The organism is Bifidobacterium dentium JCM 1195 = DSM 20436 (assembly GCF_001042595.1).
Lineage (GTDB): Bacteria > Actinomycetota > Actinomycetes > Actinomycetales > Bifidobacteriaceae > Bifidobacterium > Bifidobacterium dentium.
This window is the reverse complement of sequence record NZ_AP012326.1, coordinates 1,145,107-1,166,540: the sequence shown is the minus strand read 5'-3', so window position 1 is coordinate 1,166,540 and position 21,434 is coordinate 1,145,107. Positions and strand designations below refer to the sequence as shown.

Below are 21,434 nucleotides of genomic sequence, written 5' to 3'. Positions count from 1 at the left end.
ATTCACTGATTAGTACCTATGACAACCTAACAGAATGCATGGCTAAATACCAGTGACCCATTCGAAATTCGGCTTCCGACCAACGTGATGTATATAACAAAACGGGGAGCCGATTTATCGACTCCCCCGAATGCCTTCACTTAGCGTGCCTGCTGGTGGTCAAGTGCGGCCTTGACCAAACCCGCGAACAGCGGATGCGGCTTGGTCGGGCGGGACTTGAACTCCGGATGGGCCTGAGTGGCCACGAAGAACGGATGCACCTCACGAGGCAGTTCCACGAATTCGGTGAGCTCACCGTCGGGGCTTTGGCCTGAAATACGCAGTCCGGCTTCGCGTAGACGGTCCTTGTAGGCCACGTTCACTTCGTAACGATGACGATGACGCTCGGTGACATGCGTGGTGCCGTACAGTTCGGCAACGATGGAGCCTTCCTCCAGCTCGGCCGGATAGGAACCCAGACGCATGGTGTGACCCATGTCGCCGTTACCGGCGACGATATCCTTCTGCTCCTCCATGGTGGCGATGACCGGATTTGCGCAGTCCGGCTCGAATTCGGAAGAATTCGCATCCTCGATGCCGAGTACGTCACGGGCGTATTCGATGACCATGGACTGCAGGCCGAGGCACAGACCAAGGGCAGGCAGCCCGTTTTCACGGGCATAACGCAGTGCACCGATCTTGCCGTCGATGCCACGGATGCCGAAACCGCCGGGAATCACGATGCCGTCGACCTGGTCGAGTGCGGCTGCCGCACCTTCCTCGGTGGCACATTTGTCGGCGGCCACCCACTTGACGTTGACCTTGGCCCAGTTGGCGAAACCGCCGGCCTTGATGGCCTCGGTGACGGACAGGTAGGCGTCCGGCAGGTCGATGTACTTGCCGACGATGGCCACGTTGACCTCATGCTTCGGATGGTGCACGCGCTCGAGCAGATCCTCCCACTCATCCCAGTCGACATCGTGGAACGGCAGACCGAGCTCACGCACGACATAAGCGTCGAGCCCCTCGTCGAACAGGGTCTTCGGCACGTCGTAGATGCTCGGGGCATCCACGCAGTTGACCACGCCTTCGGAATCCACGTCGCACATCAGGGAGATCTTGTCCTTGATGGACTGGTTGAGCGGGCGGTCGGAGCGCAGCACCAGGGCATCCGGGGAGATGCCGAGCTGGCGCAGCATCATCACGGAATGCTGGGTCGGTTTGGTCTTGAGTTCGTGGGCGGCCGCAATGTACGGCACGAGGGAGACGTGCACGAACATGCAGTTGTCGGCACCCAGGTCGCGACGCACTTCGCGTGCGGCCTCGAGGAACGGCTGCGATTCGATATCGCCGACGGTGCCGCCGATCTCGGTGATGATCACGTCGACGTCATCGGAGGCCTGGGCACGCATGCGGGACTTGATTTCATTGGTGATGTGCGGAATGACCTGCACGCACTGGCCGAGATACTCGCCGGCACGTTCCTTGCGCAGCACCTCCTGATAGATCTGACCGGTGGTGACATTGGCCTTCTGGCTTAGGTATACGTCGAGGAAGCGCTCGTAGTGACCGATGTCGAGATCGGTTTCGGCACCATCTTCGGTGACGTAGACCTCACCATGCTGGAACGGATTCATCGTGCCCGGATCCACGTTGATGTACGGATCGAGCTTCTGCTGCAAAACCTTGATGCCACGGCTACGGAGCAGGCGGCCGAGGGAGGAGGCGGTCAGGCCTTTGCCGAGAGAGGAAACCACGCCACCGGTGACGAAAATATGCTTGGTAACGTGCTCTTGAGAATTGCCATGTTGTCTTCTAACCATGGAACTCCAGCCTATCATCGACGCATGACGCGGCGTGTTTCGACCATATGGGAAAGGTGGGGTCGCCTTCCATTACGACGACCCCACCCTGCAGGAGTGGAACAACGTTCAAACGATCATATTGGCTATAGGCTGTTCTCCTTTCCGCTTCTCACGATCAGCACGGTTCCGGAAACGATGGCCAGCAACACCGCCACCAGCATGATGCCGGATATGTCGGTGCCGGTCGCGGCGACTCCGGCCGATGCGGCCGATGCGCCCTTCGCGTCGTTGGAAGACGGCTTGTTGGCGGATGGCTTGACCGGGACGGTCTTGCCATTGTCAGTCTTGCCATTGTCGGCCTTGCCGCCGTCCTTCTTCGCCGTGTCAAGCTGCAACACGGTGGCAGACAACGCGCCGGCGGCATACGAACCGTCCTTGTCCACGGTCACGGTGGCGGCATCGGCATTCACCTTGCCATCGGCGATCAGCGTTTTGTAGGAGCCGGAATCAAGGCCTTCGATCTTGGCGGCATCGGCATTGGCGTTGAAGATCACCACGTACGTGCCGCTCTCGTCCTTGACCCGATAGGCCACCACGCCGTCGGCGGACTTGATCAGTTTGACATCCTTGCCGATATCATCGTAGTCGGTCAGCCGTAGCGCCTTGATCTGCTTGCGCAGTTTGATCAGACCCTTGACGTAGTCGACGGAGTCGGCATACTGCGTGGTACGGTCCCAATCGATGGCATTCATGGCGTCACCGGTGTTGTAGCTGTTGCCGTTGCCGCCTTTGGTGCGCAGAAATTCCTGACCGAGCTGGATGGCCGGGATGCCTTCCGACAGGTACACGATGGAATCGGCGAGCTTGGCACGGGCCACGGTGGTGGCATCGTCATCCGTCGGGACCGAGGCGCGCAGCTTGTCATACAGGGTCATGTTGTCATGGATTTCGGCGTAGTTGACCACCTGACCGGCATCCGCGTAATGATCCTGTGCATTGCCGTTCCAACAGGTCGTATCCGCATCCGCATCATACCGGCATCCGAGCGCATTGTGCGCGATGAGCCCCTCCTGTCCAGCCTTGCCGGAGACGAAGCCCGTGTCGGTGTCGGAGAATACGGAACCCTTGATCCCATCGCGAATGGAATCGTTGAAGAAGGCGATACCGTTGTTCTTGCCATCGGAGGCCACTTCATAGGCGTTCGGTTGGATGGTCATCCTGCTCTTATCCATCGTGGTGTTCATATCCCAGCCTTCACCGAGGATGATGATGGATGGATCGATCTTGTCGAGCGCGGCACGGACCTCCTTCATCGTCTCAAGGTCGATCAGACCCATGAGATCGAATCGGAAGCCGTCTACGTTGTAGTTCTTGGCCCAGTAGGTCACCGAATCGACGATGTACTTGCGCATCATCTTGCGTTCGGAGGCGGTATCGTTGCCGCAACCGGAATTGTTGACGAGCGCACCGTTGGCATCGTACCGGAAGTAGTAGCCCGGAACCGTCTTGTTGAACGAGTGGCTGGCCGCGTTATAGACATGGTTGTAGACCACATCCATGATCACGCGAATGTCGTTCTTGTGCAGTTCCTTGACCATCTGCTTCATTTCGGCGACACGTGTGCTCGGATTGCTTGGATCGGAGGAATACGAACCTTCCGGCACATTGTAATTCTCCGGATCGTAGCCCCAGTTCTGTGCGCCGGCGGCGTTGTAGCTCAGGTCACCGGTCTCGTTGACGGAACCGTAGTCGTACATCGGCATGATCTGCACGTGACTGACGCCCAGGGACTTCAGATAGTCCAGGCCGGAAGTCGCACCCTTGGCGGTCTTCGTGCCGGATTGCACGACACCGAGGTACTTGCCCTGCCTGTCGGCGGCGATGCCGGAGTCCGGACTGATTGAGAAGTCACGGATGTTCATCTCGGCGATGGTGGCGTCGGTGGTCTTGCCGAAGGCCGGCATGCGATCGCCTGCGGAACCCATGTCCTTCTGGGAAAGCACGACGGAACGCTCGCCGTTGGCCACCGCGGCGGTGGCGTACGGATCGGCGGAGACGTTCACCGTGCCGTCCGCAAAGGTGAGCTGGTAGGCGTAGGCCGTGCCGGAGGCCAGCTTCTTCACGGTGGCACTCCACACGCCCTTGTCTTCGCCCGTCATGTCGATGGTCTTGTCGACTTCGGCATTCGGATCGGCGGACCTGTAGGTAACGAGCTTGACGTTGGTGGCGGTCGGAGCCCACACCTTGAAACCGGTCTGGTTCTTCTGGAACGTCGCGCCCAGGTCATCGCCGCTGTAGGCGTACTTCTTGTCGAAGGCATCCGTACGGACCACCGCGCCGGCGATGGCGTCCTGAGAACCGAAGTCCTTGACTTCGACCGTGTACCTGCCACGAACGTCAAGATCCTTGTCGGTGGTGACGATCACCTTGTTGCCGTCGGTTTTGACGTTCTTGATCTTGACGCTCTTGCCGCCGGCGTCCGTGACGGAGATCTTGCCGTCCAAGTCGTCCGCGGAGACCTTCTTGGAAAGTTTGGCGGACAACTGGTTAGTGTCGGAAATCTCGGCGGACTTCACGGAAGCCCCAAGGGATGGGCGTGAGGAGTACACCGTAGCGTCGCCACTCATCAGCCACACCTCGGCGGAGGCATTGCCGTCGGCATCGAACACGAGTGCGTCGGAGGGGATCTTATGATCGGAATCATCCGGATCCTTGGCCTTCCACGCGTCCTTGCCGTAACGGCGTAGCATGCCGATATCGGAAACGCCGTCGTTGTTGTAGTAGGTGTAGTTGGTGAAGGAATATTCCGCTACCTCTCCCCAATCGTCATGAGAGGCGAAGGTGGCGGCCCCGCCGTTCCAATTGGAGGCCCAGGTCCAGATGTCCCACTGCGGAACGGTGACGCTGGTGTCTTCGGCGTTGTAGTACAGGCCGTCGTCGCGGTTGTAGTGGACCTTTACCGTGACGGCGTTGGCCTTGCACGCATAGTCCGATGGTGCCGAATCCAGGGTCTCGATGGTGGTTGATTCGCCCTGATCCTGGTACTTGGTGCCATCGATCCACACCTCGGCGGTGCCATCGGCGTTTACCGTGGCACTGCGGTCGGCACCATACTTGTTCCACTCGCTGGTGGTGATGATGAAGCCGAACTTGTCATACTTGCCGTCGAAGGTGAGCACGGCGACCTTGCCCCAGCAATCGGTGCCGGTGAATGCGTGGTGTTCGGCGCTCATGCCGGCACCGTTCGCATCGGTGCCCCACACGTACACGCCGCGATTGTCCGAGTCTCCGGAGGGCTTGTAGTGCACGACGAGACGTGTCTGCCCGCCGATGGATTCGGGGTTGCCCACGGTCGAGGTCTGGTCGGCCACGCCCACATAGGTGATGCCCGCGTTGGCGGAGTAATTGCCTCCGCCCTTCGGGTTCTCCCACTGGTCGGTATCCGCGTCGTGGAACACGAAGTCGATCTTCTTGCCTTTGGTGCTGATGGTGGCGGTGTAATAGCCTTGCGCATCAAGGATCATATCGGCGTCCGGTTGGTTCCATTCGTCGCCGAGACCGTAGTGGACCTTCGGGGTCTTCCAGCTGGAGTCGGCGGGCTTGTAGTAGATGGTGACGCTCCTGTCATCGGGCAGTGCGTCATCTTCCTCCTGGCTCACGTCGGGATCGGACGGATCGGTGGTCGCGGAGGAGGCCGGGTGCGAGTCCTTGGTGGATCCGGCATACAACGCAATGGCGGAATGCGCCGGTACGGTAGCCTCCACCTTGCCGCCCTTGACGGTCACGGTCTTGGAGCAATCCATGGTGGCGTACACGTTGCAGTATTCGCCGTCCGCGAGGGATGTCGCGTATGACGCGTCCTTGTCGTTCTTGCCGTTGTTGATGGCGATGAAGCCCTTGTTGCCACGGGAGAAGGCGATGTTGTCCCCACCGTCGTCCTGCCAGTCGGTCACTTCGGTGCCGTTGACGTAGTTGCGCAGGGCGATCATGCCGCGGGTGGAGGTCCAGCGTTGCTCGCAGTTCCAGTCGGAATCATTGGTGGAGCAGACCTTGTCCATGTCCACGTCCGGTACGGAGGTTGCGGTCGCTCCGGGCGCACCGTCGTCGCCGTTACTCCACTTGTAATCGGAGATCAGACGTGGGGTGCCGTAATCGTAGGCCAGCATGAAGGCGTTGGCCAGCTGGTACTTGGCACCGTCCTTATAGGTCAGTGCGCCTTCGTTGCGTGCGGTGTCCCAGTTGGTGACGAACACGTTGGCGTCTTCGGAGGAAAGATCCTTGCTCAGCCGTTCATCCAGTCCTTTGAGATTGGCGATCTTGTCTTTGAAAGCCTGATTCATCTCGGACTTGAAGCCGAATTCGGTTACGGTGCCGTTCTGCACATAATTGCTTGGCTGAATGCCCGCGGCTTCTGAGGAGTTGCCGATGACTTCCTGAATCCAATAGATGTCATCCGCATTCTTGCCGATCTTCTGCGCGAACTTCTCCTTGATCGCCTTCATGCTGCTGGTATTGATGTGCTTGACGGCATCCATCCGGAACGCGCGCACGCCGGCATTCCACAGCGATACCAGGTAATCGGACTGGATGTCCTGCACCTTCTCGCTTTCGGAGTCGAAATCCCACATGGAGCTCAGGCGGCATTCCTGAACTTCCCACTGGTTGCCGTAGTCGGAAATGTTCTTGGTGCAGCTATGGAAGTCGGAGGCGGTGATGCCGTCCGGATACCGCTTGGTGGCGAAGCCCGGATAGGATCCGGTGGAGCCGTTGTAATCACTGCCGGCCACGCCCTTCTGTTCTCCGGCTGCGACGTCGGAACCGGTGGTCTGATTGATTACGACATCGGCGATGATGTCTACGCCGGCGGCGTTGCACTGCTTGATCATGTTCTTGAATTCGGCCTCGGTGCCGAGTTTGGAATCAAGTCTGTAGCTCACCGGCTGGTAACTCGTCCACCACTGTGTGCCTTGAATGGATTCCTGCGGCGGCGACACTTCCACATATGCCACGCCTTCAGGTCCATAGGTGTCGGTGCATTCCTTGGCAATCGTGTTCCAGCTTTGCTGGAAGGCGATGACCTGCACATCCTTCTTCGCGCTCGTCCGCGCTTCAGACTGGGCCTGGGCCATTGTCGGCACCACAAGCGCGGCACACGACATGGCCACGGCGACGCCAATCGCCACCACCCGGCCAATCGGTCGATTCTGGACGGCCATAACTCTCCGTTCTCATCATCGAGATCAGCGAACGAGTTCCTCAACAGAACCCCATCGTCTGACAACGTATGCGTCATTTGCACTCGCCGGTAGCGAGCAACCCAAGACACACTCTGCGATGAATGTGCATACGTTTGCACCTTAAGTTGCGCTTTATAGTACCGGAAAAGCTGCGTAAGGCAATGAAACAGCGTGACCCCTTGTGCCGTAAGCCAAACTTCGAATCGCCCGTATGCAATCCGTCACAAGCACTTCCCCTCGTGTATGCAATCATGGCAATATATTCTTGCCGTATTGCTGCAAACACGATTATTTTTCATGAACTGACGCAATTCTCGACATTCTGCCATCCGGTTTCGTACTCATTGTCCGAGACGTATCGGAACTTCGGAAAGCCGTGACGGCATAATGAAAGTCGGATGCCGTTTCCTCCGGCATCCGACTGCGACATCATGTGCAACCAGGCGATTCTACCTGTCTTCAAGCAGATGGGCCACGGCGTCGAGGGCAAGCTTGTAACCGTAGAATCCCATACCGGTGATGGTACCGGTGGCGACCGGCGAAATCACGGAGCGCTTACGGAACTCGTCTCGTGCGGACGGGTTGGAGATGTGCACTTCCATCAGTGGCAGGCCTTCATCAATCACCATATGGGCGGCGTCGGACAAGCCGTAGGAGTAGTGCGTGAAGGCGGCCGGGTTCATGACGATCGGCGTTTTCTCGTCAACCGCCTGATGCATCCAACCGATCATCTCGGCCTCGTCATCGCTCTGGCGCACTTCCACGTCAAGACCGAATTCCTTGCCCCATTCGGTGCACAGTGTGCGCAGAGTCTCAAGATCCTGCCTGCCATACACGTCTGGCTGGCGTACACCGAGGCGACCGAGGTTCGGTCCGTTGACAACCACTACTTTGGTCATGATCACTTCCTTACGATTCTTGTCTGCCGCTTTCCGCCGGCCATGTCAGTGCTGAATGCGGCGGAATGCCTCTTCGACGGCATCCGCCGGCGGATCCTCAAGATGAATCGGATGGCCGATGCCGTCGAGAACCACGAAACGCAGCTTGTTGCCGCGGGCCTTCTTATCACGGTGCATGAGGGCGAGCACATCATCCCACGTTCCGTTGTTCCACGAGGTCGGCAGGCCCAGCGAGCCAAGCAGTGAACGATGATAGTCCACCAGATCCCGATCGATGTAGCCCAGCAGATGTGACAGTTCGGCGGCATAGATGCAACCGATTGCGACGGCGTTGCCGTGCCTCCAGCGGAAATGTTCGAGCTTCTCGATGGCATGGCCGAGCGTGTGTCCGTAATTCAGGAATTCACGCAATCCCGCCTCCTTGAGGTCGGCGGATACATGATAGGCCTTCACGGTCACGGTGCGTTCGATCAGCTCGGCGACGACTTCCTTCAAATTGGAATCAAGGAAGGTAGCGCCGTCAAAGGAACGCAGCTCATCGGCATGATCTTCGAGAATCCTCAGAATCTCAGGGTCCTTGATGAAACCGGACTTCGCAACCTCGCCCAGACCTTCGATGAAGATGTCATTGGGCAGGGAGACAAGCGTTTTCATATCGGCGAGCACGCCGGCCGGCGTGTAGAACGAACCGACCAGATTCTTGCCCTGTGGCGTGTTGATACCCGTCTTGCCGCCAGTGGAGGCATCCACCATGGCCAGCAAGGATGTCGGACAGTTCACGTAGCGGATGCCACGCATCCATGTGGCGGCTACGAAACCGGCCAGATCGGTGGCCGCACCACCTCCCAGACCGACGATTGCATCGGAACGGGTGAATCCCTCGTCTCCCAGACGCTGCCAGATGCCGTTGGCCACGTCGATGGTCTTGCCGGCTTCGGCGTCGGGAATCACGATGTCATACACTTCGTATCCGCCCTGGCGCAACAAGGTGCGTGCCCGGTCGGAATGACGCTGCACCGGCTGGGTGTGGATAAGCGCCACTTTGGAGGGCTTGTCCCCCAATACCTGCGCAAGCTGGTTCATCGCACCTTCGCCGATGCTCACGTCGTAAGGCTCGATCGTGGCACCGGTGACATGTACGGTTCGTTGAGCGATCATATCCATCAGCTTTCTCGCCGCGGCCTGCGGCGTTTGACCATGCGTGCGCACATGCACGTTCGCGACCTGCCTGAATACCGGATCACGATCACGGTACAGCTTCTTCCAACGCTCGTTGGCATCGCCGTTCAGCATCGGTCGGCCACCGCCACGATTGGCTCGCTCCATGGCTTCCTTGGGGTCGGCCATCAGATAGACGACCTTGCCTCCGTCCGCGATGTAGTCGGTAAGCCCCTTCTGGATGGATATGGTCATCGGCGCACCCCCACCCAGCGAGAAGATACCGTCGAAATCCTCAAGGATGTCAAGTACGACATCGCTTTCAAGATCACGGAACGCCGGTTCGCCATAGCGTTCGAAATATTCCGGAATCCTCATGCCGGCGTCATGTTCGATCTCGCTGTCGGCATCCAGGAACGGCAGATTCATCATCTGCGCGACTTCTCTGCCGACGCGGGTCTTTCCCGCCCCCATCATGCCGATGATCACGGCAACGGGCCTATGCATCGTCACGACGCATCACCTCATGTGTTCCGGCCAAGAGGCCAGATAGTTCTCGGCGTTACGCCTGGTTTCGGCTACGTTGTCGCCGCCGAACTTCTCCAGCACATATGCGGCGATGGTGAGCCTCACCATCGCTTCGGCCACGACCGCTGCCGCCGGCACCGCGGTGTTGTCAGAACGCTGGTTGATGGCCTGCGCGGCTTCGCCGGTGGTCACGTCAACGGTCCTCAACGCCTTCGGAATGGACGGAATCGGCTTCATCGCGGCACGCACCACGATCGGCTGACCGTTCGACATGCCGCCTTCAATACCGCCTGCCCGGTTACTCAGGCGTGCAATGCGCCCGTCTTCACCGACCACCATCTCATCATGGGCTTCGGAACCCGGCCGCATGGCCTCAAGGAAACCATCGCCGATTTCCACGCCCTTGATGGCCTGGATTCCCATGACCGCGCTGGCAAGAGCCGCATCCAAGCGGCGATCGGACTCCACATAGGTGCCGACGCCTGCGGGAACGCCGTACACCACGACTTCAATCACCCCGCCCAAGGTATCGGCATTGTCTTTGGCCTCGTCGATGCGGGCGATCATTCGTTCCTCGGCCGTCTTGTCAAGCGTACGCACCGGCGAGGCGTCCAAAGCCTCGAGATCTTCCGGCTTGGGCAACACCGCCTCGGCAGGGTCGGTAATGCCCGCACCGCCGATGGATAGCACGTGGGAGACCGTACGGATACCGAACGTCTGCTCGAGGAACTGTTTGGCCACTTCTCCCAAAGCCACACGAGAAGCGGTTTCACGTGCGCTGGAACGTTCCAGCACCGGTCTCGCGTCATCAAAGCCGTACTTGCGCATGCCGGTCAGATCGGCATGGCCCGGGCGTGGACGGGACAGCGGCGCATTGCGTCCCTCGCGAGGAATGTCGTGGTCAAGCGGATCCGCACTCATCACTTCCGTCCACTTCGGCCATTCCGTATTGGCGATTTCGATGGCCACCGGGGAGCCGATGGTCTCGCCAAAACGTACGCCGGTAAGCATGCGCACCTTGTCCTGTTCGAACTTCATACGTGCACCACGGCCATAGCCGAGACGACGGCGCGCCAATGCGCCGACGATATCCTCCGTGGTGATGTGGATGCCCGCAGGCAGCCCTTCGATCATGGCGACAAGTGCCTCGCCGTGCGATTCGCCTGCTGTCTGCCAGCGCAACATGCCCTCTCCTTTTCTACCGAATGCAACTAGTGGACTATCTTAACGGTATGTGGTACATGATTTGCCTGCCGAGTCTGCTTTGTGGACTGGCCGTCAGCGTCGAGGACGTTCGCGTGCGCCGTGTTCCCCGCGCATGGATTGCCGTGGGCTGCATGGCGCAGATCATCGTGAACATCATCTACGCGCTATCCGTCAATGCGCTGTTCCTCGCACTGCAATCCCTCCTCTTCGCCGTGCTCGCCGCCGTCCTGCAGTGCGCACTCGCCCTGATCAGACCGGGGGCACTCGGCTTCGGTGATGTGACCGTCACGTCGGTCATGGGATTGGGCGTAGGCATGTTCGGCCTGTACGCCATGGTGCTGTGGTGGCTGTTCATCGCCGTCATCGGCCTGCTGTGGATCGCCTTCTGGACCCGTTTCGACCCGCAGAGGCATACGCAATATGCCGGCAGAACGCCGTTCGCCCCGGCAATCGTGGTAGCCGGGGCGATCAGTATCGCGATCTGCTCCCTGCTGTAGCACCTGAACCGCGACTAATTGGCGTTTTCGTTGTTGTTCTTGTATTCGTCGCGAATCTTCCAGAACTCGTCTTCGGTTTCGACGAACTTCGTTTCACCGGTCTTCAGATTGGTGGTCACGAAATACAGCCATTTACCTTCCGGTGGGTCCATGGCCGCGGTGATGGCACCGTCTCCCGGATTGCTGATCGGAGTCGGCGGCAGTCCCTTGTTGATTCGTGTGTTGTACGGATTACTGGAATCGTTCAGCTGGTCGTCCGTCAGCTGGCTGGCGGAAATACCCAGACCATAGGCGACGGTGGTATCCATGCCCAAGGGCATGCCCGCATCGATGCGGTTGAGAATCACCCGTGCGACCTTCCCGTAGTATTGCTCGCTGCCGACCTCGGATTCGGCGATGGACGCGATGATCAGGATGCGCTCACGGTCGCTTCCCGTGGGCACGCCAAGCTTGTCGAGTTTGGCTATGCGCGCCTCCACCATGGCCTTGATGATGTCTTCGGCCGATTTGTTCTGGGCATCATAGGTTCCCGGTTCGAACCAGCCTTCGAATTTGCCGCCCGCCTCACTCGGCAGAATGCCATCGCCACCACCGTCGATGACGCTCTGGAATTCCGAAACATCCTTGCCGGAAGCCTGTGCGGCGGCGGTGATCACATCGGACACGCGTTCGCCGGCCCTCACCTCCACGAAACCACCGGCCTGACTCTGATCGGAAAGGATCTTCGCCACATCGGAAGCCTTCATATGCGTCTTCAGCGAATACGTTCCCGGATACAGTGTGAAATCGCCTGCGGACACGGCATTGGTGAACGCGTCGACGGATTTGACGATGTCGGCCTTGACGAGATTCTGCGCGATTTCGGAAGCACCCTGCCCGGATTCCACGGTAAAGCTCACGTCCTGATCTCCAGGACCTGAATAATCCTCAACCTGAATCTGCTCATCGGCGGTGTTGATCGCCTTCCAATGCTTCAGCATGCGAATGCCGAAAATCGATCCGACCGCAATCAGGGCGACCACTACGATGACCGCAATCCATGTGATGATACGACGGTGTTTGCGTTTCGCACGGTGTCTGCGCATGTCACGACGAGATTTCGGCGGTTCCGGAGGCAACGCCGAGGTGAAGGTCTCCTGCGCAGGTTCAACCCATTGTGCGTTGTCGGAGAAAAAATCATCCAGATGCTCAGCCATCGATCGCTCCTCTGTACCTCTCTGCGCGGTCCAATGCTGTCTGCAGAATCACTACGGCAGACTGCTGATCAACCATCGGACGATGCCTGCGACCACCGATTTGCGCATCGAACAGTTGCTGGTGCGCGGTCACCGTGGTCAAACGTTCATCGACCAATTCAATTGTCGGAATGACATTGAGCGGTTCCGACTCATCCTGTGCCGCCGCCTGCATTCTTTTTTCCAGATTAGCAGCCCAACGTCGTGCCTTCTTGGCACTTTTGCCTGCTTCGCCGTTCAACAGCAACGGCAGACCCACCACCACATGATCCACCGATTCGTCCTCAATGACGTCGATGACCTCATCCAATGCCCGGAATGAATCCCCATAAACCTGAATATTGCCCGCGGGGTGGGCAAGGGTGAGCTCGGGGTCGGACAGTGCAAGCCCGACCCTGGCATCACCCAAGTCAACTCCAAGCCATACCATGCCCGGAGGTTCAGCCCTTCATGGCCTGATCGACCAGAGCCTCGAGCGCGGCGTCGATCTTGGTGGCATCGGAGCCGCCACCCTGAGCGAAGTCGGGCTTGCCGCCACCGCCACCGCCAAGGATCTTGGAGGCGCCACGGACCAGGTCGCCGGCCTTGATGCCCTGCTTGCGTGCGGCATCGTTGGTGGCCACGGCGACCATCGGTTTACCGTCTTCGTTCACGCCGGCGAGAGCCACGACGACCGGCATATCCTCGCCAAGCTGCCCTCGAACGTCGAGCACGGTCTTGCGCAGGGCATCAAAGGAGCCAAAATGTCCCACATTCTTGGAAGCCACCTTGACGGGAGCCTGAGAGGCCTTGGCATCGGCGACGAGAGCCGGCACGGAAGCGGCCAGCTGGCCTTCGTACATGGCGGCTAGGCGACGATCGGATTCCTTAAGCTTGGCCAACAGCGTATTCACACGTTCGGCCAGCTCATCCGGACGGGCGTTGAGCTGATCGGAAAGCTGGGAAACCAAGGCATGCTCACGGGCGTTGAATTCGTAGGCGCTCTGTCCGACCAGCGCATCCACACGGCGTACGCCGGAACCGATGGAGGCTTCGGACATGATGTTGACGGCGCCGATCTTACCGACGTGGTCGATGTGCGTACCACCGCACAGCTCACGGCTCCAGCCATCCTCGCCGATGGAGACCACACGCACGACGTCGCCGTACTTTTCGCCGAACAGGTGCATGGCACCCAAGGCGATGGCGTCATCGAACTTCATTTCCTGTGTGGTAACGGACAGGTTATCACGGATGCGATCGTTCACTCGGGCTTCGACGGCGTCCATCACGGATCTTGCCGGAGCCTTGGACCACTGGAAATCGAAGCGCAGACGGTTCGGAGCGTCCTCGGATCCACGCTGGGTGGCCTGCGGGCCGAGTTCCTCGCGCAGAGCCTTATGAACCATGTGGGTGGCGGTGTGGGAACGTGCGATGGCACCACGACGGTCGAGGTCGATGTTGGCGTTGACCTCGGCGCCCACCACCAGCGTGCCTTCGGTCAGGCGGCACTGGTGCACGATGAGGTCCTTGATTGGTTTCTGCACATCATCGACTTCAAGCACGGCACCGTCGTCGGAAAGGATCTCACCTTGGTCGGCGAGCTGGCCACCGGCCTCCGCATAGAACGGAGTACGGTCGAGGATGACCTCGATGTTGGCCGGACCGGTGACGGCAGGTACGGAACCCTTGCCTTCCTGCATGATGCCGATCACGCGGGCGCGCGCCGACATATCGGTGTAGCCCAGGAAGTCAATCGGCTGGACAAGCGTTTTCTTGAAATCGTCATAGACGGACAGATCCACATTGTGACGCTTCTTCAACGCATCGGCACGGGCACGGCCCTTCTGTTCGGCCATGAGCTCGCGGAATTTGACCTCATCGACCTTCACGCCCTGTTCCTCGGCCATTTCAAGGGTCAGCTCGATCGGGAAGCCGTAGGTGTCGTGCAGCTTGAAAGCGTCATCACCGGAAACGACGGTCTTGCCGGATTCCTTGGCCTTGGCCACGGCCAGGTCGAAGATCTCGGTGCCGGACTCGAGGGTACGACGGAATGCGTCCTCCTCGCCGTAGGCGGATTCGGATACCTCGTGGAATGTGCTCTCCAGCTCCGGATAGCTCGGGACCATGGCCTCCTTGGAGACGGGGAACAGGGTCGGCAGCACCGGATCGGTCACGCCGAGGGCGCGCATGGCCTTGACGGTGCGGCGCAGCAATCGGCGCAGCACATAACCACGGCCGTTGTTGGACGGACGCACACCGTCTGACATGATCATAAGAGCGGACCGCACATGGTCGGCGACCACGCGGAACTTGACGTCCATGGCCTCATCGTCGCCGTAGGTACGGCCGGACAGCTTCTGGGCGGCCTCGATGACCGGGAAGACCTCATCGGTCTCGTAGATGTTCTGCTTGCCCTGCAACAGGTAGGCGAGACGCTCCAGACCGGCGCCGGTATCGATGTTCTTGTTCTCGAGCTCGCCGACGATATGCAAGTCGGTCTTGGACTTGACGTTGTCGACCTCATAGTTTTCGAACACGAGATCCCAGATCTCGATATAACGGTTTTCATCGGCGATCGGGCCGCCCTCGACGCCGTATTGAGGTCCACGGTCAACGTAGATCTCGGAGCAAGGGCCACCTGGGCCGGGGCCGCCGGTGGTCCAGAAGTTGTCTTCCATGCCCATGATCTGGATATGCTCTGGATCGACGCCTTCGTTCTTCCACATCGAGCGGGCTTCCTCGTCATCGGTGAAGGTGGTCATCCACAGCTTTTCCGGATCGAAGCCGTAGCCGCCCTGGTCCTGCGGGGTGGTCAGCAACTCATATGCGTAATGGATGGCCTCCTCCTTGAAGTAATCACCGAAGGAGAAGTTGCCGAGCATCTGGAAGAAGGTGCCGTGACGGGTGGTCTTGCCGACCTCGTCGATGTCCAGGGTACGCACGCACTTCTGGTTGGAGGCCATACGGTTCTTCGGCGGAGTCTGCTCGCCCATGAGGTACGGGATGAACGGGACCATGCCTGCGATGGTGAACAGGGTGGTCGGATTCGGCGAGATCAGCGACGCGGAAGGCACGATAAGGTGATCATGCTTCTGGAAATAATCAAGGTAGCGCTTCGCGATTTCAGAAGTGCGCATGTGAGATTGAGCTCCTTTATTGCCGGAGGGTCTGATGCCCTCCGAACGTCTTGTACAAATGTTGCCTATACGGATTGAAGCGCGAAGATCAGTCGATCTTGTCGGCATATCTGGCGTTAAGTTCAGCCTCGCGGGCTCGACGCGTGGCATTGAACTCGTTGACCAATCCTTCAAGCGTGCGTACGGTCACGTGGTCCTGATCAGGGCCGAGCAGGAACTGGCGCGCCACGTCAGGCGTATTGGCCTTGATATAGGCCTGCGCCTTGGTGACGGCCATGACCCCGATGCCTACACCCAGGGAAATCCAAAAGAGACGTTTGAACATCACTCCCCCTTGTTCTGGGCACGGTCGGCGGTCCGATTGTTCATGAAGGACTGTGCCGTGGACTTCAGAGCATAGACGGCCGAAGCGATCTTAATGACCGGTTTGCCAAGGAAGGATCCATAAAGGTCGGTCAGGGCGCCCACATTGTTGGCCGTGGTCGAGGCTGCCGCGGAGATCTTGTTGACATCCTCCAGTGACTTATTGACCTGCTGTACGGTGGTCACACTTTCGTCAAGCGCCGGAATCGCATGGTCTCCGGTGTCCTTGACGGTCTGCGCGATCTGATCGAACAGCTTGCCCAGACGGATCAACGGGTAGATCATGAAACCGGCGAGAATCGCGAACGCGATTGCCGCAATCAGACCGGCGATTTCTCCAACACCCATCATGTACCTCTTTTCTGTCCCACGGTGACCCGCGAACACAATACCCGCCTAACAGTAGTCAAAAGCCACGACGGAAGGCAAATTCGTTCACTGGTTATATGAAATGACGGTCACTGCCTGATCGATTGGTTGTTCCGTGTCGAAATCAAGGCTGGTGACCGACCCGTTTGCCGGTCGTTCGCTGAGGTCATAGCCTTCAGGCGCATAACGATGCATCAGACTCAGCAAGGTATTGCCATGAGAAATCTGCAGCACATGATCGCCGTCCTTCAGCAACGGATTTGCGGCGATCAGCGAAAATCCCCCCTCGACGCGTTCCCAGTATTCGGCATCGGACTCGGCGTCATGGAACGGATCGGCCTCTTTCAGAAAGTCACGGGTGGCCGCAAGGCCGAACTTCGCCACGATGTCATTGTAGTTCTTGGCCCCGTGAGGCCCGCCGGCAGCAGTCCATGCGACGCTCATGTCCTGTCCCTCGAAATATCCATAGAACTGTTCGCGCAAATGCATGTCGCTGATCAACGCCGGACGGACATGCCCTGCCAACTCATTCATGTCGAGAATGCGCTGCGCGGTTATCTGGGCGCGCGTGGTGTCGGAACAATAGGCGGCGGCGAAATCGTAATCGCGCAACTTGGTTGCGGCCTTGTCGGCATCGGCGATGCCGGACTGCGTCAGTGGCGAATTCGACCACCCTTGCAGACGGTTGTATCGATTGAAGAACGTCTGTCCGTGACGGACGAGATGGAGATGAAGCAACATGCTTTCATGCTACCCGCTGAAGTGGGAGAAACGCATGCACTACGATGGGATTATGAGTCATTTCATTTCACGTTGGCTGGTTTTGACCATAGCGGCCGGGGTCATGGTCGCCCTGCTGCCCGGCATGCATGCCATCGGAGACCCTCCGATTCTTGGCATCGGGGCGTTCGCACTGTTCATGGCACTGATCAATGCTTCGATCAAACCGATCGTGCATGCCATAGCGTTGCCGTTTTCCATTCTGTCGTTCGGTCTGATCGCCCTGATCATCAACTGGCTGTTCATGCAGCTCGCCTCCTGGCTGGCCATGAGCCTGTTCGACGTGGGCGTCGTCATCGACGGCTTCTGGTGGTCCGTCATCGGTTCGCTGATCATGTCGATCGTATCCACCATCGTCGGCGGCATTATCGGCGGCATGTTCGCGGACTGATCAGCACCTGCGGAATCCCCGCAGATAACGCAGATAGCAAAGAGCCTCGCGGCCATAACGGCGGCGAGGCTCTTGCTGTATGTCCTTATACTGTATGTTCTTACAGTATGTGAATCCAGATCAGCGGGCGTAGAATTCGACCACGTACTGGATGTTGACCTGCACCGGGATTTCCTCGGCTTCAGGCTTACGAGTCAGGGTAGCCTTCAGGGAAGGCAGGTTGACGTCCAGGTAGCCCGGGACCGCCGGCAGCACATCGCGGTGCACGCCTTCGGCAGCAATCTGGAACGGAACCATGGTCTGGCTCTTGGCCTTGACCTGAATGGTCTGGCCAGGCTTGACGCGGTAGGACGGGCGGTCGACGATGTTGCCGTCGACGAGAATGTGACGGTGGACCACGAACTGACGGGCCTGGGCGGTGGTGCGAGCGAAACCTGCACGCAGAACCAGGGCGTCAAGACGGGTCTCGAGATCGGTCAGCATGGCGTTACCGGTCTGGCCGGCGGTGTGGGTGCCCTTCTCGTAAGCGGCGCGAAGCTGCTTCTCGGAAATGCCGTACTGAGCGCGAAGACGCTGCTTCTCGCGCAGACGCACTGCGTAATCGGATTCAGTGCGGCGGCGGGTGCGGCCGTGCTCACCCGGAGCATACGGACGCTTTTCGAAGATGCGCTGAGCCTTAGGGGTCAGAGCGATGCCGAGGGCGCGGGAAAGACGCACCTGACGGCGAGAACGCTGAACGTTCGTCATTGGTTTAATCCTTTGTTTGTTCTGTCGTTGTCTGAACGGAACGCGCGTCGATCACTCGACCCGCGCTGAGCCAGCCTCTCCAGTGCTTCCTTCGCGGCAAGCGCGAACGGCAACCTTCGACAAGGTCGGCCGCCGACCCACTGATGGGCTAAGACTCCAGACGGCATACGTCTACAAGACGCACACCAATCGTCAATGATACACACAGGGGCGGGACTAGCATCGAACAGCCTGGCATTCGGCATGTCTTGCCCTATGCCTCGCTCAGCACTCCCCTATCCATGCGGAATACGTAGTCCACATATGCCAGAGCGTCCGGGTCATGCGTGACCATCAACACAGCGGTACCGCCATTCGCGACATCCCGTAGCAGCCGCATGACGATCGCGGTGCTTGCCGCATCCAGATCACCGGTGGGTTCATCGGCAATGAGCAACTTCGGCCGATTCATCAGCGCGCGTGCGATGGAGACGCGACGCATCTCACCGCCGGAGAGCTCCTTCGGATAACAGTCGGCCAGATCGGCGATTTCCAGCATTTCCAGCAACTCACGGGCACGCCCGACAAGACGGTCGGAAGAACGGACGGCCGTATCCGTGGCGATCGGTGCCGCCGCGATTACATCTGGCAGACCGTCGTCCACCTGCGTCTGGCCGGAAGGCATCTTCTCGGCATCATCGTTCTCCTGAGCATCATCGTTGCCATCGGTCTCTTGATTGCCGGGCTCGAGTACCGCCGGAAGAATCACGTTATCGATTACGGTGAGATTCGGCAGCAACGTCTGACTCTGCGTCACGAATCCGATCACCCGGTTGCGTATCGCCGACATCTGTCTGTCACGTAAGGCGACGATATTCCGCCCATCAAGCGTGATCGTGCCGTCAGTAGGACGCAGCAATCCGGTAATGAGGTTGAGCAGCGTACTCTTGCCGTTGCCGGAACGCCCCACGATGGCGATGAATTCACCTTCCCTCAGAATGAGGTTCACATGATCGACCGCCGCGAACGGCTTGCCACGGCGCGTGAATTCACGGGTCAGATCGTGCAGCTCCAATACGTTCATGCTCACTCCCCCTCCCTCAACGTCAGATAGGTTTCCGGTGCGGACAGTTTCACCGCGGTGGCGATGGATGCGATCACACCGGTAATCACCGCGAATACGAAACTCACGGCGATCAGCAGCATTACGTTCCACACGCCGGATTGCAGATAAGGCAGTTGCAGCTGTCTGCCGATCAGCGTGCTGAAGGGGAAGATCGCCAGCGAAGCGAGCGCCACGCCGATTGCACCGCCCAATGCGCCGATTATGACGGATTCCCTGATGATGATGCCCACCAATGTGGAGCGTGTGGCCCCCATGATGCGGTACGCGGCGAATTCACGTTTGCGCTCATTCATGGCGGAGGCGAATACCGCAAGCAGTACGATCAGCCCCATGATCCAGAACACGGCCACGAAAATCGTCACATATCCCACGATGACCGTCAGATTGTTCTTGGTGGTTGCGGTGATGCCGCCCGGATAGACATAGCCAAGGCCTTTGAGTCCCGTAGCTTTGGTGATGTTGGAGGCGACCTGCTGTGCGGAATAGCCATCCTTGACCTTGATCAGGATGGCGGAGACCGCTTTGTCGGCATATTCCTGCGGAATGGCGGGATGCCCGACCTTCGCGGAATAGGAAACGACGTCGGGGACAGTGTTCATATTGACGAATACGGAATTGTCAAGTGACGTACCCGTGTTCGCCAGCTGCGCGGCGACCGGGAATTCGTGCCCATACAGCTTGACGGTGTTGTTTCCGGATACGTTGATGCTGGCTCCGGCGATGATTTGGCCGTCTTCGAGCACACCGTCGAATTGCGAGCCAATCCATGGGGTGATGACGAAATCGGTTTGCGGGTTGAAGCCGATGATCTGCACCTTGTCGTCGCAACATGCGGCGGCCAGCGACGAAATGTAGGTCTGTGCGGTGATTTCGTCGATGCCGTCGGCCTTCGATACCTCGTTTTCGATGTCGTTGGTGAAGTAGAAGGTACTCGATCCGCCATTCGTCAGCAACGCCTCGGCTTCGTTTTTCGTATTCTGCGGGGTAACCATCAGATCGGCGCCCATACGTTCCTGCATGCTGTTCAATCCCGCTTCAAGGTTCATCGACAGCAGGGAGCCTCCGTAAAAGGCGACGGTGAGCATGGTGACCACGATGACGAGGGCCGTGGTCCGAAACGGCTTGCGCCTGAGATTCGTCACAGGCAGGCCGGCAAGGGTGACATGATTCATATCAGCGATGCTTTGCCGGCTTCAGGTCAAGGTATGCGGCGATGACGGAGAATACCGTGGTGAGTACGCCCAGCACGATCAGCGTAGGCAGCGTCACCATGTGGCAATGCATCATCGCGCCCTTGCACACGCCGATCAGCACGGTCGGTACCAGAATCACCAGCACGCCCAGTACGGCGTTGGCGATGTCCAGACCGGCGCGGGTCGCTTCGGCGACAAACAGACCGATGATGGCGAGCAGTGCGATGACGATGCCGATGCCGAGCGCTGCCTGCGCGGTGTAATGGCAGGCCATCGGCATGTCCGTGACCTCGCACACATGGGCGAAGGTTCGCGGGGCGACGGCGATCAGCACGCCAAGGACGAACTGCGCAATGGCTGCGAAAAGTTTCTTGTTCATGATTTCCTCTCGACAAATAATCAGGCAACGCCCGATTATCGCAGTGTTGACCATGAAAGAAAAGTCTTGACTTTTCACGTTCGTAGTGATAAAGCGCCTGTCGAAAGCTCTCAGAGCTTTTCGATAGCTGAACCGTCAAACGGGGAACCCAGTGGGTTCCACGTAGGTGAAGTGAGCGGCACCGCCGCGAAGGGCGCCTGTCGAAAGCTCTCAGAGCTTTTCGATAGCTGAACCGTCAAACGGGGAACCCAGTGGGTTCCACGTAGGTGAAGTGAGCGGCACCGCCGCGAAGGGCGCCTGTCGAAAGCTCTCAGAGCTTTTCGATAGCTGAACCGTCAAACGGGGAACCCAGTGGGTTCCACGTAGGTGAAGTGAGCGGCACCGCCGCGAAGGGCGCCTGTCGAAAGCTCTCAGAGCTTTTCGATAGCTGAACCGTCAAACGGG

General features: G+C 58.9%; 17 protein-coding genes. 2 read left to right on the top strand and 15 right to left on the bottom strand.

The window, feature by feature from the left end; genetic code table 11:
* Positions 1-140: 140 nt before the first annotated feature.
* From BBDE_RS05005 to aroC, 5 genes are all read right to left on the bottom strand, one after another.
* Entirely contained in the window at positions 141-1,802 is a 1,662-nt protein-coding gene (locus BBDE_RS05005; protein ID WP_003843912.1) for a CTP synthase, read from the bottom strand.
* A gap of 125 nt (positions 1,803-1,927) precedes the next feature.
* Positions 1,928-7,000: a type I pullulanase gene (gene pulA / locus BBDE_RS05000; protein ID WP_003840341.1), complete on the bottom strand. Its 5,073-nt coding sequence runs from the start codon at positions 6,998-7,000 to the stop codon at positions 1,928-1,930.
* A gap of 470 nt (positions 7,001-7,470) precedes the next feature.
* Positions 7,471-7,920: a type II 3-dehydroquinate dehydratase gene (locus tag BBDE_RS04995; protein WP_003840343.1), complete on the bottom strand. Its 450-nt coding sequence runs from the start codon at positions 7,918-7,920 to the stop codon at positions 7,471-7,473.
* Between the two features lie 45 nt (positions 7,921-7,965).
* Positions 7,966-9,585, bottom strand: coding sequence for a bifunctional shikimate kinase/3-dehydroquinate synthase (locus tag BBDE_RS04990; RefSeq protein WP_003840344.1), 1,620 nt, complete (start codon positions 9,583-9,585; stop codon positions 7,966-7,968).
* Between the two features lie 12 nt (positions 9,586-9,597).
* On the bottom strand, positions 9,598-10,791 hold the full coding sequence (aroC, locus tag BBDE_RS04985; protein ID WP_003840345.1) for a chorismate synthase: 1,194 nt from the start codon (positions 10,789-10,791) through the stop codon (positions 9,598-9,600).
* A gap of 47 nt (positions 10,792-10,838) precedes the next feature.
* Here aroC and BBDE_RS04980 point away from each other — a divergent pair, with 47 nt between their 5' ends.
* Positions 10,839-11,309: a prepilin peptidase gene (locus BBDE_RS04980; RefSeq protein WP_033489693.1), complete on the top strand. Its 471-nt coding sequence runs from the start codon at positions 10,839-10,841 to the stop codon at positions 11,307-11,309.
* Positions 11,310-11,323: 14 nt separating this feature from the next.
* Here the strand turns inward: BBDE_RS04980 and mltG are convergent, their stop codons facing one another.
* The 6 genes from mltG to BBDE_RS04950 form a co-directional block, all read right to left on the bottom strand.
* Complete coding sequence (mltG, locus tag BBDE_RS04975) at positions 11,324-12,505, bottom strand: endolytic transglycosylase MltG (RefSeq protein ID WP_003840350.1); 1,182 nt, start codon at positions 12,503-12,505, stop codon at positions 11,324-11,326.
* Entirely contained in the window at positions 12,498-12,974 is a 477-nt protein-coding gene (gene ruvX, locus BBDE_RS04970; RefSeq protein ID WP_003840352.1) for a Holliday junction resolvase RuvX, read from the bottom strand. Before ruvX ends, mltG begins: the two co-directional genes overlap by 8 nt.
* Positions 12,975-12,984: 10 nt before the next feature.
* Positions 12,985-15,663 (bottom strand): alanine--tRNA ligase, encoded by a 2,679-nt coding sequence (gene alaS, locus BBDE_RS04965; RefSeq protein ID WP_003840353.1) that lies wholly within the window; start codon positions 15,661-15,663, stop codon positions 12,985-12,987.
* A gap of 88 nt (positions 15,664-15,751) precedes the next feature.
* Entirely contained in the window at positions 15,752-15,988 is a 237-nt protein-coding gene (locus BBDE_RS04960; protein WP_003840355.1) for a hypothetical protein, read from the bottom strand.
* On the bottom strand, positions 15,988-16,374 hold the full coding sequence (locus tag BBDE_RS04955; RefSeq protein WP_003843863.1) for a DUF948 domain-containing protein: 387 nt from the start codon (positions 16,372-16,374) through the stop codon (positions 15,988-15,990). Before BBDE_RS04955 ends, BBDE_RS04960 begins: the two co-directional genes overlap by 1 nt.
* An 87-nt stretch (positions 16,375-16,461) precedes the next feature.
* Entirely contained in the window at positions 16,462-17,136 is a 675-nt protein-coding gene (locus tag BBDE_RS04950; RefSeq protein WP_003840360.1) for a histidine phosphatase family protein, read from the bottom strand.
* 52 nt (positions 17,137-17,188) lie between these two features.
* Here BBDE_RS04950 and BBDE_RS04945 point away from each other — a divergent pair, with 52 nt between their 5' ends.
* Positions 17,189-17,566: a phage holin family protein gene (locus BBDE_RS04945; protein ID WP_012902109.1), complete on the top strand. Its 378-nt coding sequence runs from the start codon at positions 17,189-17,191 to the stop codon at positions 17,564-17,566.
* A gap of 120 nt (positions 17,567-17,686) precedes the next feature.
* Here the strand turns inward: BBDE_RS04945 and rpsD are convergent, their stop codons facing one another.
* The 4 genes from rpsD to BBDE_RS04925 form a co-directional block, all read right to left on the bottom strand.
* A complete protein-coding gene (gene rpsD, locus BBDE_RS04940) occupies positions 17,687-18,313 on the bottom strand; it encodes a 30S ribosomal protein S4 (protein ID WP_003841914.1) in 627 nt (208 codons plus the stop codon).
* Positions 18,314-18,566: 253 nt separating this feature from the next.
* A complete protein-coding gene (locus BBDE_RS04935; RefSeq protein ID WP_003840363.1) occupies positions 18,567-19,376 on the bottom strand; it encodes an ABC transporter ATP-binding protein in 810 nt (269 codons plus the stop codon).
* Positions 19,377-19,378: 2 nt separating this feature from the next.
* Positions 19,379-20,590 (bottom strand): ABC transporter permease, encoded by a 1,212-nt coding sequence (locus BBDE_RS04930; RefSeq protein ID WP_003840365.1) that lies wholly within the window; start codon positions 20,588-20,590, stop codon positions 19,379-19,381.
* A 1-nt stretch (position 20,591) separates the two neighbouring features.
* Positions 20,592-20,990, bottom strand: a complete 399-nt coding sequence (locus tag BBDE_RS04925; RefSeq protein WP_003843793.1) for a DUF4418 family protein — start codon at positions 20,988-20,990, stop codon at positions 20,592-20,594.
* Positions 20,991-21,434 lie beyond the last annotated feature (444 nt).

Bases quoted from the DNA above. Each gene is read 5' to 3' on its own strand.
- BBDE_RS04935 (WP_003840363.1), bottom strand. From the start codon at position 19,376: ATGAACGTATTGGAGCTGCACGATCTGACCCGTGAATTCACGCGCCGT.
- BBDE_RS04995 (WP_003840343.1), bottom strand. From the start codon at position 7,920: ATGACCAAAGTAGTGGTTGTCAACGGACCGAACCTCGGTCGCCTCGGT.
- ruvX (WP_003840352.1), bottom strand. From the start codon at position 12,974: ATGGTATGGCTTGGAGTTGACTTGGGTGATGCCAGGGTCGGGCTTGCA.
- BBDE_RS04960 (WP_003840355.1), bottom strand. From the start codon at position 15,988: ATGTTCAAACGTCTCTTTTGGATTTCCCTGGGTGTAGGCATCGGGGTC.
- BBDE_RS04990 (WP_003840344.1), bottom strand. From the start codon at position 9,585: ATGCATAGGCCCGTTGCCGTGATCATCGGCATGATGGGGGCGGGAAAG.
- BBDE_RS04945 (WP_012902109.1), top strand. From the start codon at position 17,189: ATGAGTCATTTCATTTCACGTTGGCTGGTTTTGACCATAGCGGCCGGG.
- BBDE_RS04925 (WP_003843793.1), bottom strand. From the start codon at position 20,990: ATGAACAAGAAACTTTTCGCAGCCATTGCGCAGTTCGTCCTTGGCGTG.
- BBDE_RS04980 (WP_033489693.1), top strand. From the start codon at position 10,839: ATGTGGTACATGATTTGCCTGCCGAGTCTGCTTTGTGGACTGGCCGTC.
- alaS (WP_003840353.1), bottom strand. From the start codon at position 15,663: ATGCGCACTTCTGAAATCGCGAAGCGCTACCTTGATTATTTCCAGAAG.
- pulA (WP_003840341.1), bottom strand. From the start codon at position 7,000: ATGGCCGTCCAGAATCGACCGATTGGCCGGGTGGTGGCGATTGGCGTC.
- BBDE_RS04955 (WP_003843863.1), bottom strand. From the start codon at position 16,374: ATGGGTGTTGGAGAAATCGCCGGTCTGATTGCGGCAATCGCGTTCGCG.
- BBDE_RS05005 (WP_003843912.1), bottom strand. From the start codon at position 1,802: ATGGTTAGAAGACAACATGGCAATTCTCAAGAGCACGTTACCAAGCAT.
- rpsD (WP_003841914.1), bottom strand. From the start codon at position 18,313: ATGACGAACGTTCAGCGTTCTCGCCGTCAGGTGCGTCTTTCCCGCGCC.
- mltG (WP_003840350.1), bottom strand. From the start codon at position 12,505: ATGGCTGAGCATCTGGATGATTTTTTCTCCGACAACGCACAATGGGTT.
- BBDE_RS04950 (WP_003840360.1), bottom strand. From the start codon at position 17,136: ATGTTGCTTCATCTCCATCTCGTCCGTCACGGACAGACGTTCTTCAAT.
- aroC (WP_003840345.1), bottom strand. From the start codon at position 10,791: ATGTTGCGCTGGCAGACAGCAGGCGAATCGCACGGCGAGGCACTTGTC.
- BBDE_RS04930 (WP_003840365.1), bottom strand. From the start codon at position 20,590: ATGAATCATGTCACCCTTGCCGGCCTGCCTGTGACGAATCTCAGGCGC.